General features: G+C 64.4%; 12 protein-coding genes and 1 tRNA gene. 3 read left to right on the forward strand and 10 right to left on the reverse strand.

Annotated features, from left to right (window positions below; translation table 11 throughout):
• Window positions 1-389: 389 nt before the first annotated feature.
• Window positions 390-463 (forward strand) — tRNA-Cys (locus tag ACW176_RS02140).
• A 321-nt stretch (window positions 464-784) separates the two neighbouring features.
• On the opposite strand, the gene ACW176_RS02145 is transcribed toward ACW176_RS02140, so the two are convergent.
• The 10 genes from ACW176_RS02145 to ACW176_RS02190 all read right to left on the reverse strand — a co-directional run bounded on the left by ACW176_RS02145 (window position 785) and on the right by ACW176_RS02190 (window position 15,621).
• Entirely contained in the window at window positions 785-1,537 is a 753-nt protein-coding gene (locus ACW176_RS02145; RefSeq protein ID WP_492110712.1) for a LytR/AlgR family response regulator transcription factor, read from the reverse strand.
• Entirely contained in the window at window positions 1,534-2,610 is a 1,077-nt protein-coding gene (locus ACW176_RS02150) for a sensor histidine kinase (RefSeq protein ID WP_492110713.1), read from the reverse strand. The genes ACW176_RS02145 and ACW176_RS02150 overlap by 4 nt, the downstream gene beginning before the upstream one ends.
• 49 nt (window positions 2,611-2,659) lie before the next feature.
• Window positions 2,660-4,822, reverse strand: a complete 2,163-nt coding sequence (locus tag ACW176_RS02155; protein ID WP_492110714.1) for a M13 family metallopeptidase — start codon at window positions 4,820-4,822, stop codon at window positions 2,660-2,662.
• Between the two features lie 204 nt (window positions 4,823-5,026).
• Window positions 5,027-5,911, reverse strand: a complete 885-nt coding sequence (locus ACW176_RS02160; protein ID WP_492110715.1) for an isoaspartyl peptidase/L-asparaginase family protein — start codon at window positions 5,909-5,911, stop codon at window positions 5,027-5,029.
• Between the two features lie 7 nt (window positions 5,912-5,918).
• Complete coding sequence (locus tag ACW176_RS02165; RefSeq protein ID WP_492110716.1) at window positions 5,919-7,169, reverse strand: cyanophycinase; 1,251 nt, start codon at window positions 7,167-7,169, stop codon at window positions 5,919-5,921.
• Window positions 7,169-8,659, reverse strand: a complete 1,491-nt coding sequence (gene yfcC / locus ACW176_RS02170; RefSeq protein ID WP_492110717.1) for a putative basic amino acid antiporter YfcC — start codon at window positions 8,657-8,659, stop codon at window positions 7,169-7,171. The genes ACW176_RS02165 and yfcC overlap by 1 nt, the downstream gene beginning before the upstream one ends.
• Window positions 8,660-8,723: 64 nt before the next feature.
• Window positions 8,724-11,639: a TonB-dependent receptor plug domain-containing protein gene (locus ACW176_RS02175; protein WP_492110718.1), complete on the reverse strand. Its 2,916-nt coding sequence runs from the start codon at window positions 11,637-11,639 to the stop codon at window positions 8,724-8,726.
• Between the two features lie 89 nt (window positions 11,640-11,728).
• Window positions 11,729-11,800 (reverse strand): hypothetical protein, encoded by a 72-nt coding sequence (locus ACW176_RS02180; RefSeq protein WP_108504463.1) that lies wholly within the window; start codon window positions 11,798-11,800, stop codon window positions 11,729-11,731.
• 205 nt (window positions 11,801-12,005) lie between these two features.
• Entirely contained in the window at window positions 12,006-12,431 is a 426-nt protein-coding gene (locus ACW176_RS02185) for a response regulator (protein WP_492110719.1), read from the reverse strand.
• On the reverse strand, window positions 12,421-15,621 hold the full coding sequence (locus ACW176_RS02190) for a PAS domain S-box protein (RefSeq protein WP_492110720.1): 3,201 nt from the start codon (window positions 15,619-15,621) through the stop codon (window positions 12,421-12,423). Before ACW176_RS02190 ends, ACW176_RS02185 begins: the two co-directional genes overlap by 11 nt.
• A 539-nt stretch (window positions 15,622-16,160) precedes the next feature.
• Between ACW176_RS02190 and ACW176_RS02195 the strand changes: the two genes are divergently transcribed.
• Window positions 16,161-16,301: a hypothetical protein gene (locus ACW176_RS02195; RefSeq protein WP_419318645.1), complete on the forward strand. Its 141-nt coding sequence runs from the start codon at window positions 16,161-16,163 to the stop codon at window positions 16,299-16,301.
• Window positions 16,302-16,491: 190 nt separating this feature from the next.
• Complete coding sequence (locus ACW176_RS02200; RefSeq protein ID WP_492110721.1) at window positions 16,492-17,445, forward strand: ROK family protein; 954 nt, start codon at window positions 16,492-16,494, stop codon at window positions 17,443-17,445.
• Window position 17,446: the final 1 nt, after the last annotated feature.

Consider the following 17,446-nt stretch of genomic DNA (forward strand, 5'->3'; position numbering starts at 1 on the left):
GGACGGCCGATCCAAGCCAAATTTATCCGTCCGCTCTTGTCGCACCGCGTTGCGAGCCTCGGTGTACGAGACTGTCACGCGGCTTTCGCCGTCGCCACACTGCGACGCCGTCCCCGTGGTCGCTATGGGCTTCGGGCCCGGTCTTAAGTTGGAAATGCGCCTCTAGGGCCTACGTTAAGCTGCATCACTTAAGTTGCCGATAGGTCTAGATTGAATGATATCAATGCGTTAGTGGGGCAGCCCAACCAGGCTGCGACATGAGAGGGCCAGTTCAGGCTTCGATTTTCTCTCGGTCGGGCGAGATGGGCCCCACGAGACGGTTGCGACTTCAAGACCGCTCCTGTATCGAACGCCTCTCTTCGCCAACGCAAATTGCGTTGACCCCGGATGGCCCGGTGGCGGAGTGGTTACGCAGCGGATTGCAAATCCGTGCACCCCGGTTCGATTCCGGGCCGGGCCTCCAATCTTTTCAATGATTTGAATTCAACGACGTTCTCCGGTTTGCAGACCGGTTTGCCAGAGAGTTCCTCAGCGCTGCCTCGCCTTTGACCTGCCCCTGATTTCTTCCTCCACACGGAGCGAGAGACCGACCCTTGAGAGGACGGACATCCTGCGATCAAGATTCACGCAAGAGCCGATCGTCGAGATCCTGCGGGAGAACGAAGCCGGCGCGAAGGCGGGTGACGGGAGCGAAATCCCGGCCCGATTTGTCCAAGGTTGAGGGCAAGGTCGGTGGCCATGACATAGCCTCAACTTGCAGTGTGACTTGACCGGGGATGCCCGTTCAAAAGCTCAGCAGATCCTTAAGCTTGCCCGCATTGCGGCGCGAGATTTCCAGACGCTTGCCGTCGAGCATGGTGACTTCGAAGCCCTCGCTTATCGATTCCTCGATGCTTCGTATGGCTTGCAGGTTCACCATGTACTGTCGACTGGCTCGAAAGAAGACTGCCCTCGGAAGTCTCTCTTCGATCTGATTCATCGACTTTTTGACGTAGGCATTTTTGATTGTCCCGCCAGCGCTGCCTGGAAAGTACGCCCGGACATAGTTTTTGCAGCTCTCGATGTAGAGAATTGAGCTCAGAGCGACCAGGTGGCAATGGTCGCCGTCCTTGATGAATATCTTGCTGTTGATGTCCAGCGCCGGCTTAACCTCGGTCGAGTCGGGCTCTGACTCCGGCTCGCTGGAAAGCTTGGTCAAAGCTTGCGCGAGCCGCAGCGAACTGATCGGCTTCAGCAAATAGTCGACCGTATTGAATTCGAAGGAGCGGATCGCATGTTCCGAGTAGGCGGTGGTGAAGACGATGCGGGGCGTATAGTCGAGCCGCTCGAGCAAACCGAACCCGTCCTCGCCGGGCATGTGAATGTCGAGAAAGAGCAACTCGGGGCGCAGTTGCTCGATCAGCACAAGAGCATTTTCAGCATTGTCGGCCTGACCCAGCACATCAATCTGATCGCTAAACTCGGCCAGCATGCGCACCAGGCCCTCGCGAGCGAGGCGCGAGTCCTCGACTACCACCGTTTTTATTCTTGATTTCACGAAGCAAACTCCTTGGGCAAGCTCAGTTCGACGTGAAAGCGCCCTGTAGTCTGTTGAATTTCAATGGCCGCGCGATCCCCATACAAAAGGCGCAGACGGCGCTCAATATTTGGCAATCCGAAGCCGAGTCCTGGTTTCACCTTGTTTGGCGTAATTGGCGTGTCATTGACGACCGTGAAAGTCAGGCTATCGCCGCGATCCTCTCCTAGAAGGCTGACCCGTCCACCGGAGGGCAAATGATCGAGGCCATGCTTGATCGCGTTCTCCAGCAAGAGCTGCAAGACCATTGGCGGCAGCAAGCAATTCTGGATCGAATCCGGCACGCTAAGTCTGAAGTCCAGCCTGTCCTCCATTTGAGTTCGCATGATGGAGATAAACGCGTCGATGACGGACAACTCCTGGCTCAGGCGAGTTTTGTCTTGCTGACTGCTTTCGAGCGAGTAGCGCAGCAATTCAGACAGGGCCACGATCATCGCGTCGGCGCGGCCGCCATCTTCGTGAATCATGAAGCGGATGTTGTTGAGCGTGTTGAACAGGAAATGCGGATTGAGCTGGTTGGCCAGACTGCTCAGTTGTGCGGCTTTCAGGTTCATCTGCAGACGCAGGTTTTGCAGCTCGCCCTCGCGGGCACGCTGCGCTGATGCGGCGCTGAGATAGACGAAGGCCCAGGCGCCGATGAAGAGTTGGGCTTGCAGCCCGTTGCCGAGGATGTTGCGCGCCAAAAAATCCAGGGTGTTGAATTCAGCCCGGCTGGCGCTGATCTGTTGCCAGAAGAACGGCATCACCAGGGCCGCCACTGCAGCCATCACGGCAAACCCGCTCAGGCTGCTATAGACGACGACAACGGGGACCAGTCGCCCCATCGGCAGCCCAGCCCAGCGGCGCTGGAGATACAGCCAGCGAAAGCCCAGCACCGCCAGCGTGTAGGCCGGCATCCAGACCAGGGTGGAGGCCAGATTGTTGGCGTCAAGGCGACCAAACAGCAGGATGCTGAGCAGCGTGACCATGACGACGAACGCCATGGCCGCGCCGTGATAGAGCCAGAACTGCCGTTCGCGGGGGAAAAACCTCATGCTGGGAGCAGAGTTGCCGACGGACGGAGATGCAAGCGGATTGACGGGCTCACCATAGACGTACGCGCTCAGCGACGGGTTTGAACATCTTGTCCCCGACCTGGACGCCGAAGGCTTCGTGGAAGCCGTCGATGTTTCGGGCTGCACCGTTGGCGCGGAATTCCGGCGGTGAGTGGGGATCCGACGTCAGCAGTTGCAGGGTGCGTTCATCGCGGCGCTTGACGCGCCAGCTCTGCGCGAAGCTCAGGAACAGGCGCTGCTCTCCGGTATAGCCGTCAACTCGCGGGGCCGGTTTGCCGTGCAGGCTGGTTTGATAGGCCTTGAACGCAATCTGCAGGCCGACCAGATCGGCGATGTTCTCAGGCAGGGTCAACTGGCCGTTCACGGTCTTGCCCGGCAGCGCTTCAAAGGCGTTGAACTGCTCGGCCAGCTTGGCGCCGAGGGCTGCAAAGGTCTGGCGGTCGGCCTCACTCCACCACTGCCTCATCACGCCGTCGCCGTCGAACTGAGACCCCATATTGTCGAAGCCATGGCTGATCTCGTGGCCGATGGTTGCGCCGATGGCGCCGTAGTTGACCGCGTCATCGGCCCGCATGTCGAACAGCGGGGCTTGCAGAATGCCGGCCGTCAGAATGATCTCGTTGCCCATAGGGTCATAGAAGGCGTTGACCTCCAGCGGCGACATTGCCCAAGCCTTGCGATCCATGGGTTTGCCGGCTGCAGCCGCCTTGTGCTCCCAATCGAACCGCTTGGCCCGTTGCTGGTTGCCGAAGGCGTCGCCGGCGCGCACGTCCAGTGCGGCATAGTCACGCCAGCTGTCAGGGTGACCGATCTTGGCCTTGTACTTCGACAGCTTGTCCAGGGCGGCGGCCTTGGTGGACGGTTCCATCCAGCTGTTGTCCGCCATCAGCTGCTGATAGGCGGCCAGCACGTTGTGAAAAATGGCCTCGACCTTCTGTTTGTGCGCGGCCGGAAAGTGGCGCTCTACATACTGCTGCGCCAGGGGTTCGTTGAGCGCCCAGGTGACCTGCCCGAGCGCGCGCTCGGCCCGGGGTTGCTCGACCTGCGCCCCCGTGATGGCCTTGCCGTGAAACGCGAAGTGCGCGGCGCGAAACTCGGCCGGCAAGACCTGCGCGGCAGAATCCAGGCTGCGAAGTGTGAAATAGGCCTTCCAGTCGGCCAAAGGCAGATCGGCAAAGAGCCGGGCGGTCGCGATGGCCGTGTTCAGTTGCGTCACGGTGACCTTGTCGCCGCGGGTGATTTTGGCTGCGCTCAGAAAGGCCTCCCAGTCGAAGCCGGGGGCTTTGACCATCAGTTCCTGGGCCGTCAGCGGATTGTACATCCTGGACGGATCCCGCGCTTCGCTCAAAGGCGCGTGCGTTTGAGCCAGGCGCGTTTCCAGGTCCAGGACGCGTTGCGCCATCTCGGCGGGCCTGGCCTGACCGGAGAGCTGGGCCAGCCGTGTGAGATAGGTCAGATAGGCGGCGCGGGCGTTGCCGAGCTCAGCATCGTCCAGCTTCAGGTAGTAGTCGCGGTCGGGCAGCCCCAGGCCGCCTTGCCAGGCCATCACACGGTTCAGACCGGGGTCCATAAAGTCGGCAAAGCCGCCCCAGAGCCAGATCGGCGTTTCGATCTGGCCTTGAGCGCTGCCAACCCAGGTCGCGAGTTGCTGCGACGTCTCGATCGCGGCGATCTGGGCCAGCAAGGGCTTGATGGGCTCGAGTCCAGCCTTCTCGATGGCGGCGGTGTCCTCATAGGCGGCGTAGTAGTCGCTGACTTTTTGCCCGCTGGAGCCTTTCGCCTGAGGCTTGGTCGCCAACTCTTGAAGGATCTTGCGGATGCGCTGATCGACGACCGCAGGCATATCGGCGCCGACCAGTTCGGCCTTGTCGGCAGGGATGGCGGCGGTCCGCAGCCAGCTGCCGCTGCTGTGGCGATAGAGATCGTCTTGGACGCGCACCGCCTGATCGAACCCCGGCAGGTCCAGTCCGGATCGAACCTGCGCAGCCTGAGCGGATTTGGCGCCGACGCCCACTTGAAGGAGCAGGGTAAGGCAGCTGAGTTTCAGAAGGGTCGTGGGTTTCATCGGGCGCCTGCGTGTCGGAAGGATGAGCGTTTTTCGCGCTGAGGACTTCCAGTGTCCCGACAAGCAAGCGGCTTTGGCCAAAAAGGTGCCGAGCGGCGATCGGCGGGGATGAGCGGCGGTAAGCACAATGCGATCCATGCCGCCCTCGCCAATGCTCTGGCCGGCGCTGACCGTGGCTGGCGCTGCGATCACCTCGGTCTCGGCGGCGCCCCGGCCAAGCGTAGGGCGTCAGCGGCGCTGACCTGCCCTACATCTACCCCAACGGGTCGACCTGGAATGACGGCGGCCGCGGCGCGGCGCCGTTGTTCGGCCAGAGCAGCGTCCGACGCCCTACACTCGCGCCCAAGCTTCGAACGCTGAACCGGCTGCGGCACGCTTCAAGCCGGGCGAGTTGAACACAAACGCGACCTGGCCGGCGCGATTGACCGCGATGACGCCGCCGTCGCCGCCCAGCCTGCCGACACTGTCGATCATGCCCTGACAGGCGTCCTCAAGGGACTCGCCGAGATAGCGTCGTCGCGCGGACACATCGAAGGCCGCGGCCGTCAGGATGAAGAATTCGCCGACCCCCGTGCAGGACACGGCGACCTCCTCGTCGGCCCAGACCCCGGCCCCGGGTATGGGCGTGTCGCCCACCCTGCCCGGCCTTTTGCCAAACACGCCACCGGTCGATGTCGCTGCAGCCAGGGCTCCGGTCAGATCAAGAGCGGCCGCGCCAACCGTACCGTGCGCCAGAGCCCGGGTTTCAGCTTCGATGTCGGCCGCCGTGATGCCGACCGGCATGCGGAAAAACCTGGCCGGGTCGATGATCTGCTCCAGGCCTTGCTGTCGGGCGAAATCAGAGGCGCCCTCCCCAGCCAGCAGGACATGGGGCGTGGCCTCCATCACCCGGCGCGCGGCGGCGATGGGACTGGCGGCGTCACGGATCGCGCAGACCGCGCCGGCCTTGTGGCGCGCACCGTCCATGATCGAGGCGTCCATCTCGACCAGTCCGTCGGCATTGGGCGCCGAGCCGCGTCCGGCCACAAAGAGGCCGCTGGCCTCCATCTCGACCACCGCGATCTCCACCGCATCAACGGCCGACAGTCCGTCGGCCAGTTGCGCGGACATGCGCGCCGCCAGATCGCGCAGATGCTCGGTCGCCTCGCTGTAGTCGCGTCCGGGAATGACGCCGGCGCCGCCGTGCAAGGCGATCACATGGGGGGTAGAGTTCATCTGTAACCTACGGTCTGAAAACGACATGGACGGGAGAGACGTCGAAGGCCACGTCGACGATCGTGTCGCGATCGCGCCCCTGGGCGTCGCGGCCCTGATACGCAGCAGAGGACGGCGTGCGGGCAAAGCCAAAGCGTATGCCTGCGCCGCCGGGCAAGAAGGACGGGCGTTCGATGCGGCTGGAGGCGGCCACCCCAACCAGATCCTCGGCCAGCCAGGCGTCCAGGCGCTGAGCCGGCGCGGCCAGTCCTTCGGCGACGCGAAGACGGGCCCTCGCCGATGCGGAGGGCTTGAGCCGTTGCTTGTAGCCGGCGGGGGTCACAGCCAGGGTCGCCAGATCCACCCCATCGCCGCCGCTGATCAGGTGCAGATGGGCTTGCCGCAGGTGAAGGGCGCTGTCCCTGACCTCGATCAGGGCCGAACGCTCGTCAAGAATGGTCACCCCGCCTGCGCCGATCGCCCGGGCGCTGCGCGTCGCCAGATCAATCACCAGGGCCGTGTTCTCGTCGATCCCGAAGCCGATGCGCTGGCCGACCGGCAGGGTCGCGACCGCCCGCGCCAGGCGCCCCAGGCGCGCCCGGCGATCAAAGTGCTGATCGACCAGACCGCCGGTGAAGAAGCCCAGCCCTCGGCCCATGGCCAGGGCCTCGCCATCTGCCGTCTCGGTCGCGCCCAGCGGCCGCAACAGGGCGGGCAGGCTGTCGCCCTGCAGGATCATGGCCTCGCTCATGATGGCGGCGCCGGCGCTGGAACCACCGATCACGGCCCCCTGGGCCAGGCGCGCGCGCAAGGCCAGGAGCAGAGGGGTGTCCTCGCCCTTGTTCGTCTTGAGCGTGGCGACAATGCGGGCCTGATCGCCGCCCACGAACCAGACGCCATCGGCCTGGGCGGCCTTGGCCACCTCTTCAGGCGCTGAACCACCCGACACCCAGCGCGACTCGTCGATATCCGCCGTGCCCGGATCATCGCGCACGGCGACCCTGGCCACCGCGATCTGATCGGCGCCGACGCCGCGACGCTTCAGCTGCTGGGCGAAGGACTGGGCCGCGTCGCTGGGCGCGCCGGAGGCTGCCGGAATGATCAGGAAGCGTGGCGCGACGCCCGGCGGCGCATGCGCCGTGGCGGCGTCGATGAAGGCGGCGTGGACGGCGTCATTGTCTGGCGACAGCGCCCCACCTACGATGACCAGCGTCCCGCCCTGCGCGGTGGCGGAACCTGCGATCAGAACGCTCAAAAGCAAGATCAGCAAGCCGCGCATCAGTTGTACCCGATCAGTTGGGCGACCAGCACGAAAGCCGCCGCCAACACGAGCAAACCGGCCAGCGGCTTCCAGATGAAGGCCAGCCAGGTCGAAAAGCCCAGGCGCCCGGCCGCCAGGCAGCCCATCAGGGACGCCGAAGTCGGGGCGATGATGTTGGTGAGGCCATCGCCCAGCTGGAAAGCGAGCACGGCGGTCTGACGGGTGACGCCCGACAGGTCCGACAGAGGCGCCATCAGCGGCATGGTCAGGGCCGCCTGGCCCGAACCCGAGACGATCAGGAGATTGATCGCACTCTGAAAGCCCAGCATGCCCCAGGCCGTCGCCCAGGTGGGCAGCAGAGCGGTCAGGCCGCTCATCCCGTGCAGCAGGGCGTTGAGCAGGCTGAGCTGATCGGGCTTGTCGCCACCGAGCATCAGGATGATCCCCTTGGCGACGCCGACCACCAGCGCAGCCGGGGCCAGTTGGGCCGCGCCGTCGCTGAAAGCCCGCACCAGGTCGTTGGCGTCGACGCCACCCAGTTTGAACACGCGGCCAACCAGGCCCGCCGCAAGGCCCAGCGCGAAGAACTGGGCGGCGATCTCGGCCAGATAGTAGCCCTTGGCGACCACGCCCCAAGCCACCCAGGCCACGGTCAGCAGCAGAAGAACCAGGATGATGGCGTCGCCTGCCCCGAACCGCCCGACCGCGCCGATGCTCGCCTTGTCGCGCCAGAGCGCGTCGGAGGCATAGGCCTTTGACAGGGTCGGCGTCAGGCGGACGCTGCGGGCATACCACCACAGATAGGCCAGGCCCGCGCCGGTGAAGACCAGCCACATGACGATCCGCAGGCCCATCCCCGACAGAACCGGCAGGCCCGAAATGCTCTGAGCGATGACCAGGCCGAAGGGATTCATCCACGAGGCCGAAAAGCCGATCTGGGTGGCGACGTAGCAGGTCAGCATCCCGGTGATGGAGTCATAGCCGCTACGCACCAGCACCGGCGTGACGATCAGGCTGATGGCGATGGCCTCTTCGCTCATGCCAAACACGGCGCCGGCCAGGGAAAAGGCCGCGAACAGGCCGAGGATCAAAAGCTCGTTCGGCTTTGATCTGGGATCGGCCGGGTTGCCGATCAGGGAGGTCAGGGCCCGATCAACGGCCCCGGTGCGCATGATGACGCCGAACACCCCGCCGATCACCAGGATGAACGCCATCAGCCCCACGGTGGCCGAGCCGCGATCGCCGGTGACCAGGCCCTCGAACGGGAAGTTCAACAGGCCGACATGGCCCTCGGAGCCGAAGATCGGTGCGCCCTTCGGCTGGGCGGCGGCGGCATAGGCCGCCGGGTCGATGCGGCCGGACGGCGCCAACCCGAACCGACCGGGCGCAAACAGCCAGGTGCTGGCATAGGCCGCCAGCGCCAGGATCAGCAGGATCAGGAAGGTGTCCGGGATCTTGCTCTTGATCGCAGGCGGCGAGGGATCGGACTCGGAATTGGGCTGGGCCATGGACAGGTCTCGGAAAAGGCCGCCGCTTCGGGCCCGAAGGCCCGAAGCGGCGGCGACGCCAGGGTCAGAAGCGATGGGTCAGGCGGATCGTCGCAAAACGCCCCACCAGATCATGATTGTAGAGATCGACATTGGCGCTGGAACCCAGGACCCGAGGCGGGGTCTCGTCCAGCAGGTTCCTGATGTTGAGCTGCACGAAGCTGTGCGGACCAAAATCATAGCTCAGGCTGGTGTCGACGGTGACGGAGCTGTCAACCTTGACCTGGGCGGTGGCCGGCAGGCCAACCGCAGCAAGGGTCCGGGCGTCAGGGTCATCCTTGTACTCGCTGACATACCGGGCGCCGACTGAGGCGCGCCAGTCATTGAGCTTCCAGCGCAGGCGGGCATTGGCCAGAAAGCGCGGATAGAGGTAGTCGCCGGCCAGTTTCTCGACCACCGCATCGCTCGAGGCCTTGCGATCAAAGTCGATCAGGTAGGTGGCGTCGAAGGTCAGGGTGAACTTGCCTGCATCGCTTTCCGGCAGGTACTGGGTGTAGGAGAAGTCCAGGCCACTGGTCTTCTGGTAGCCCAGATTGCTGATCTGGAAGTGGGCGTCGGTGACGAAGCCATTGGTCACTTCCACGCCCGGCTTTCCAGTCGGCAGCAGACCGGCCCCGGTCACCGGGAAAGCCCCGCCGAGCGCGCGACGGATAAAGTCGTCCTCGGCGATCCCGACCAGGTTCTTGTGCTTGATGTTCCAGTAGTCGAGCTTGATCTCGATGTCGCTATTGGGCTGGAACAGCAGGCCGCCACCCCAGGTGTCGGCGTTTTCGGCCTGCAGGTCGGTGTTGCCGACGTCTTCCGACAACAGCGCCTGACCGCTGGCGGCGGCATTGCCGTTACAGGCGGCCGGCGTGGCCCGGCAGTCGACGCGATAGCTGGACAGCAGCACCCCGGCCCCGCTCTGGGCCAGGGACGGTGCGCGGAACGAGGTCGACCAGTTGGCCCGGAAGGTCAGGAGGTCGGAGGCCTTGAACCGGGCGGAGACCTTCGGATTGAAGTCGCCGCCAAACGCGTCGTAGTGGTCATAGCGACCTGCCAGCTGCACATCGAACTGGTCGGCCAAAGGCACATAAAGCTCGCCATAGACCGCCCACTGGTCACGCTCGGCCTTAGCGCTGGTCGAGGAAAAGCCCAGGATCGGCTCGGGATTGGACGCCGTGGCGACGGCCTCGCCCGATGGCGTATCGCGCACGGTTTCCCGACGATACTCAGCCCCGAACGCCGCCTTCACCGTCCGTCCGCTCAGCGTAAAGAGGTCACCCGAGGTCGAGGCGTCCAGCGAATAGGTGCGCGAGCGCCCTTTGCGGTCGGCCGTGGTCTCCAGCAGCTTGTCCAGGCCGGCGGCCTGCTTGGTCTGGCCGCCGAAGGGATTGTACCAGAGCGTGGTCTTGCCGACGGCCTCGCAGGTATTGCCGACATAGCTGGCGCTGGGCCGGGCCAGATTGACGTTCCACCGCTTTACGCTGGAGCCGTCGCTGCAGAGGTTGCCCAGGTTGGCGTCATAGAAGGCCTTGGACCGGATCAGGCCCGACAGGCCGCTTTGGGTGCGGTCATTGCCGCCGAACAGCAGGCCCGCGTCATAGGTCCAGCCGTTGGCGAACTTGCCCTTCAGGCCCGAGACATAGCGGAAGGAGTCGGACTCCACCTCGACGGCGCGAGGCTCGATCAGCTTGCCCCAGGCGAAGATCGGAAAGCCGTTGTAGGAGCTGAAGCGGCGGACGGCGCCTTCGGCGACGATGTCTGCCTGCAAAGCGGCCGGCCAGTTGGGATTGGCCGGATCAATCGGGGCGCGGGAGAAGTTCGCCGGCGAGCTCGTGCCGCGTGCCTCAGTGTGCTGGAACAGAAGTTCATTGTACCAGGAGACGTTGTCGCTGATCGCAAAGTCGTGGGTGATCAGGCCGCCCAGGCTTGCCTGCTGATCCTGCGAGGAGACATATCGGTTGCTGTTGACCTGGCAGTATTCGCCCAGATTGCCGACCTTGAAATCGGCCACCGCGCAGCCACCGTTTCCGGGACCCTCGGTCTGGTCGTTGGTCATGAAAAAGAGGTCGTTGAAGCTGGGATAGAAACCTTGCTGGCTGGGACGGACCGAGTCCCGCGAGGCCTCGCGGTCGCGCAGATAGAAGGCGTTGCGCTTGAAGTAGTCGACGACGGCCGTGACGTGATGATCGCCAAAAGCCTTGCCGACGACGAGGTTGGCGTTGAATCGGCCCTCGTCGCTGGCGGCGGTGGAGTCGCCGTAGGAAGCGGTGAATTCCGCCCCTTCGAAGTCCTTGCGCAGGACGTAGTTGACGACACCGGCCACGGCGTCGGCGCCATAGAGGGCCGAGGCGCCGTTGGGCAGGACCTCGACCCGCTCCAGCGCCGCCAGCGGAATGGCGCTGGCGTCGATGAACGACTCCTGGCCTCGCGCGAAGGCGCTGACCGAGGCGCGGCGACCGTTGATCAGGGTCAGGGTCGCGCTGGTGCCCAGGCCGCGCAATGACACGCCTGACGCCCCGACGGGCGTATCGCTGGACAGGGCCCCGGCGCTGGCGGTCGAGAAGGTGCCGCCCCCGCCGGCGGCGGCGGGAAGCTGCGAGAAGAGGTCGATGACCGAGGTTGCCCCGGACTGGTCGATGGTCGCCCGGTCGATCTGGTAGGCCTGAACAGCCCCCTTCAGATCCAGCCCCTGGATCCGGGTGCCGGTGACGGTGACGGCCTCGATCGTCTGGATCTCTTCGGTGACGGCAGGCGTGGCGGCGGCCGGCGCTTGCTGCGCCAGGACGGGTGTGGACAGGCCAAGCGCCAGTATCGCCCCGAGCACATGGCCCAGGTCGTTTTGATGCGGTTTCATAGGAATACCCCCAGCCGCGCGGAACGCTCCTCCCGAGAGGCCACGCGCGGATTGATGTTCGTGATGACAGGCAGGGGTCGGGGCGCGACGCGACACGCGCATGGGCGCGCGCCGACGACGGATCAGGCCAGGACTGGCTTTGGCGACGCCTCAGGCGTCAGCGACCCGACCGCTTTACGGTCGGGAGGTCTTCACTCGTTGAACCAATCTTTCAGGTGGAACTGAACCGATCGGCGCACGAGGACCTGATGCGAAGGTCGCATGTCTTCAACGTTCCTGTGACGCAACGACGCTACAGAATTGGTTGCCACTGACAAGCCGTGACTTCGTATCGGGCCGGACAATGTTGCAATGGACGATTAGCGGGCGCCCGCGTGGTCCACGCTCAGACCGTTGGCTGGTCTGGCCAGGTTGCCGAAGCGAACCGCACCGTCGCCCCATGGAACGCCGCCAAATCTTTTGGCGCGACTAAAGCAGAAACACGTCTGACGACGCTATCGGCGCCACAGGCCTGGCGCGCAGCAGCCGCGCCAGGCGCGCCAGAAGCAAGGCGTCGCTGAAGGGCTTGGCGAGATAGTCCCGCGCACCCAGGGCCAGCGCTTCCTTGACGTCGCCGGGCGCATTGCGGGCGGTGAGCATCATCACCGGGATATTGGCCACCAGGGGGCTCTTTCTGATGTGGCGCAGGACGCCAAAGCCGTCCAGGCGGGGCATGCTGACGTCCAGGATAATGGCGTCCGGACGCGTACTGTGGATGCCGTCGATGGCCTCCCATCCATCACGCCCGAAGACCGTGTCGTAGCCCGCCAGGCTGAGCCGGGTGGTCAGCAGTTCGAGGAGATTGCGGTCATCCTCCGCGATGAAGATTCGCCGCCGACGCGCCTCAAGCGACATCTTCGCTCTCCCCCTCGTGAAACAGGGCGCGATTGATCTCCGTGATCAGCGCCCGCGCATCAAGCGGCTTGGCGATCATGCCGTCAAAGACACCTTCGGGCAGCGCCCCGCCGACATCGGCTGAGAAGGCGATGATGGGCACGTTTCCATTGAGGGCGACCTCACGGATCTGGCGGGTCGCTTCCACGCCGCCGATACCCGGCATGCGCAGATCCATCAGGATCACATCGAACGGCTCGGCGCTGGCGAGCCCGACCGCCGCCTCGCCGTCGGCGGCCTCCGTCATCTCGGCGCCAAACACGCGCAGGACCGCGCAGACCAGATCGCGATTGACCGCACGGTCGTCGACGACCAGCACGCGGCAACCCTCTGGAATGACCGCCGCCGCCTGGCTATCGGTCCCGGCTTCGCCAAGCGAAACCTTCGCGGCCGGAAGTTCGAACCAGAAGCAAGACCCCTGGCCCGCCTGGCTGGCAGCGCCGATCTGGCCGCCCATGGCGTCCACAAGCCCCTTGCAGATTGCCAAGCCCAACCCTGTCCCGCCGTGCTTGCGCGTGGAGGAGCCGTCGACCTGGGAAAACCGCTTGAATAGCTGATCCAGGCGATCGGCGGGTATGCCCGCGCCGCTGTCGGTGACGGTTACCCGAAAAAGGCCGGTTCGCGCCGTCCACCTGGCTTCCAGCTCCACTCGACCGCTGTCGGTGAACTTCACGGCGTTGCCGATCAGGTTGAGCAGGATCTGGCGTATCCGATCAGAGGCCAGGGTCAGGCCCGAGGGCAGGCCATCCAAGCCGGTCATCACCAGGTCCAGACCCTTTTCCTGGGCCTGGCCCGAGAAGAGGTCCATGGCGTCTTCGAGGATTTGTCGCGGGTCGCTGGGGGTGACGACGATCTCGACCTGACCGGCCTCGAGCTTGGAAAAGTCCAGGATGTCGTTGACCGTCGACAGCAGCGCCTTGCCGGCGTTGGAGACGCGATCGACGAAACGGCGCGTGGCCGGCGAGAGTTCGGGTTGATCCTCGATCAGCCGCGAGAAGCCCAGCACGGCCGTCAAAGGCGTGCGCAGTTCGTGGCTCATGTTCGACAGAAACTCGGCCTTCACCACCGCCGCGGCTTCAGCTTCGGCGCGGGCCAGTTTCAGGGCCTGCTCCAGCGCCTTGCGGCTGGTGATGTCGCGAATGACATCCTGGATCGCGGCCAGCTTGCCAGTGTCCGCGTCGAAGAACAGCTTGGGCTGCCCTTCCACCCAAACCCAATGGCCGTCCTTGTGCCGCCCTCGAAATTGGAAGGGCTCGGAGATCGCGGAGGGCCCCCTGGCGATCAACTCGGCATAGTAGACCATCAACAGCGGCGCATCGTCGGGGTGGGCCATGTCGATGACCTGCCGGCCGACCATCTCCTCGGGGGCGTAGCCGAGGATAGGGCGGCATGCGGGTGAGACGAACCGGATCTCGCCACTCGGGCCGAAGGCGGCGATCATGTCGCTGGCGTTGTCGGCCAGCAGGCGATAGCGGCTTTCGTTGGCCGCCAATTCGGCCTGGATACGGCGTTCGTCGGTGATATCGCGAACCGTGCCCATGATGACAGCGGGGGCGCCGTCGGCCCCCATCTCGATAATCGAGCTGCCGGAGATGTAGCGGTCCCCGCCGTCCGGACGGACGATGCGGGTGATGACGTTGTTGTCGGCCTCACCCGTCCTCAGGCGTTCGGCGAGCCTGGCCCTGGTCCAGGCCTGTTCTTCGGGATGGATAAGGTCGTTGAACATCTCGATGGCCGGGTGTTCGACGCGCTCCAGCCCATAGATTTCGAACATCTTGGCCGACACATCCAGGTCCAGGGCCTTCAGGTCGTAACGCCAGTATCCGACGCCGCCGATATTCTCGGCCAGTCGCGCTCGCTGGGCCTGTTCGCGCGCTTCGTCGCGAGCGGTCGCCATCTCAAGTTCCAGGGCCTTGCGGTCAGAGATATCTCGCGCGACAGCAACGATTTCCTGGGGCGCGCCGGCCGCATCGCGCACCAGCTGAAGGTTTGCCTCCACCCAGACGTAGTGGCCCAGCTTGTGCCGCGAGCGGTGCTGAAAGGTGCTCTGCTCAAGGCCGCGCGACATGGCCTCGAACACCGACATCACCCGCTCAACATCATCGGGATGCAGAGCCGAGGGCACGGTCAGGCCGATGGTTTCCTCGACCGTGTAACCCAGAAGCTTCTCGATGGCGGGTGAGATGAACCGGCCCCTGCCCGAGAAATCGTAGCGGGCGATGATGTCACCGGCATGCTCGGTCACGAGCCGGTAGCGTTCCTGACGGCGCTTGAGGCTCGCGATGGTCTCGACGGTTTCGGTGAGGTCCTGGAACAGGCCGAGGATGGAGATCGGCTTCCCGTAATCGTCCAGCTCGCACACCCCGCGCGCGATCACGTGGCGGATGGCGCCATCGGCGCGCATCAGGCGAAGGCGGCACTCAAAGCCATTCCCGGTCCGGCCAGCATCGGCCAGAAGGCCGGCGACCATGGCGCGATCATCGGGATGATACAAGGCCACGGCGTCGTTGAGATCGGGGTCGAAGCTTTGGCGGTCAACGCCATGGATGGCGTAAACCGTATCGGACCAAACGACCTTGTTGGTGACCAGATCCCGCCGCCATTGGCCCACCCCGGACATGACCTCGGCGATTTCAAGAAGGCGCTGTTTTTCGCGAGTCTGTCGATGGGCTCGCGCCAGTTCAAACTCGTCGACGACAATGCGCGCAAGCAATTGAAGTCGCTCCAGCTCCACGGCGCTGGGGCGCGGCCGCGGCTTGTTGTCGATGACGCAGAGGGTTCCGAGATTGTGGCCCTCCTTGGTGGTCAAGGTCGCCCCGGCATAGAAGCGAATATCCGGCGCGCCCGTGACCAAGGGATTGTCCGCAAAGCGGGGGTCTTGGGCGGCGTCTTCAACCACCATCACCGCATCGGGACCCATGGCGATGGCATGGGCGCAGAAGGCCTGATCACGCGGCGTCTCGGACGCCTCCAGGCCCACCCTGGCCTTGAACCACTGTCGGTGTTCATCGACCAGCGAGACCAGCGAAATCGGCGTCGCAAACAGGTTGCCGGCCAGACCCGCCAAGCGATCGATGGCGGCGTCGGCCTCGGTGTCCAGCACCCTGTACGCCCGCAAGGCGTCCAGCCTTAATACTTCGCGTTCGTCCATGCTGTTCGCTCGCAACCGGATGGCATGCTCAAATGGGAACCATCACGGCAAATCCGTGCGCAGTCTAGTGGCACGAGCAGGATAGGCGCTGATCCCCATATGGTGTTTTGGGTATTGGTGCTCAGCTCGCGCAATAGATGTTCAAATTATGATTACCGAAACATTTGCGAGAATTTTATTGCAGTAGTCATAAGTTGGGATTTTCTGTGGAGCAAATGACGCATCATGGACTGTCTAACTGGATAGTTAATATGCGGAAAAAGAGATCAACGATTTGAGCAATCCCAACTGTCGGATGTTCGTAGAGCTAACGGGCTGGCGATCCATACGCTCGACGCGGGCGCGCGCCTGTACGGCGCGTCGCAAGAGGGCCTATCGATGCGTCCCATCGGCAAGACGATATGCCAACGCCTTGGCTCAGACGATCTGCGACCGGCTATGCGTAACTTTCTCCGGTCCGACCCTCCCCTCGTCGGGTTTGCGCAATTGAGCCGTGTGGCGACCCCGGCTAATCTGGGTCAAAATCTGGGGAGGTCCATGTGAATCTGAAGCTGGCGATTCCGATCGTCCTGATCCTGGCGGCGACGCTCGCCTGGACGTTCGCGGCTCCCTATGTCCAGCATTGGAAGGCCCGCCGGGCGGCGGCGCGGCGGCGGCTGGCCGAGGGCCGCCAGAAATAGGTCCTCGCTACAGCGCTCCCCGGCACAGCCCAAGGTCCAGAGACTCGAGCGTCACAACCGCCCGAGCGTCCTGAATCATCGTCCGGTCAAATAATAAAACAAATTGTTTTTATAAATGCCCTGTGATTTGTCTTGGCCAAGAACGGCTGGGGACGAAACGTTGGACGCGGATAGCAGAGCGACGCGCGGCATGCGCATTGGCGTCGATGTTGGCGGCACCAAGATCGAAGTCGCGGCGCTGGCACCCGAAGGCGGCTACGTCTCGCGTCTCCGCGCCCCGACTCCGGCCTCTTATGACAGCGCTATCAGGACCATCCGCGATCTGATTGACCAGACAGAGTCTGCCACCAACGCTCGCGGAACAGTCGGCATGGGGGCGCCCGGGTCGGTCTCACCGACCTCTGGTCTGGTGCGCAACGCCAATACAGTCTGGCTGAACGGCCGCCGGCCGGGGAAAGATCTGGAGCAGGCCCTTTCGCGCCCCGTTCGAGTCGCCAACGACGCCAATTGCCTGGCCCTGTCCGAAGCCATCGATGGGGCTGCCGCCGGTTTCAGGACCGCCTTTGCGGTGATCCTGGGCACGGGCTGCGGCGGCGGCGTGGTGGTGGATCGGCGACTGGTCGAGGGCGCCAATGGCGTCGGGGGCGAGTGGGGCCACCTTCCCCTGCCCTGGCCTACCTCCGATGAGACGCCCGGCCCCGCCTGCTGGTGCGGACGGTGCGGCTGCCTGGAGACATGGATCTCGGGCTCGGGCCTGCAGCGCGACTTTCAGACCCACACGGGTCGCGCCCTGAAGGGCGAAGAGATCGTCATTGCTGCGGCGACCGGCGACGCCGAGGCCGTTGCAGCGCTGGATCGGCTGTTCGAGCGCCTGGGCCGGGGCCTGGCGATGATCTGCGATATTCTTGATCCCGACGTCTTCGTGTTCGGCGGCGGGCTGTCGAAGGTCGATGCGCTCTATCAGCGCCTTCCGGACCTGATCGCCCCGCATGTGTTTTCCGACCGCTGGGCCGCGAAGCTGGTTCCGGCGCGCTGGGGCGACGCTTCCGGTGTGAGGGGCGCGGCGATGCTGTGGTCCCAGCCCGATTGGCCTGCGGACGGCCTGGTCCCCGATACCCCGATCCCGGCGTCCACAACGATCTGAA

This window comes from Caulobacter sp. FV1ye13L (genome assembly GCF_058681155.1).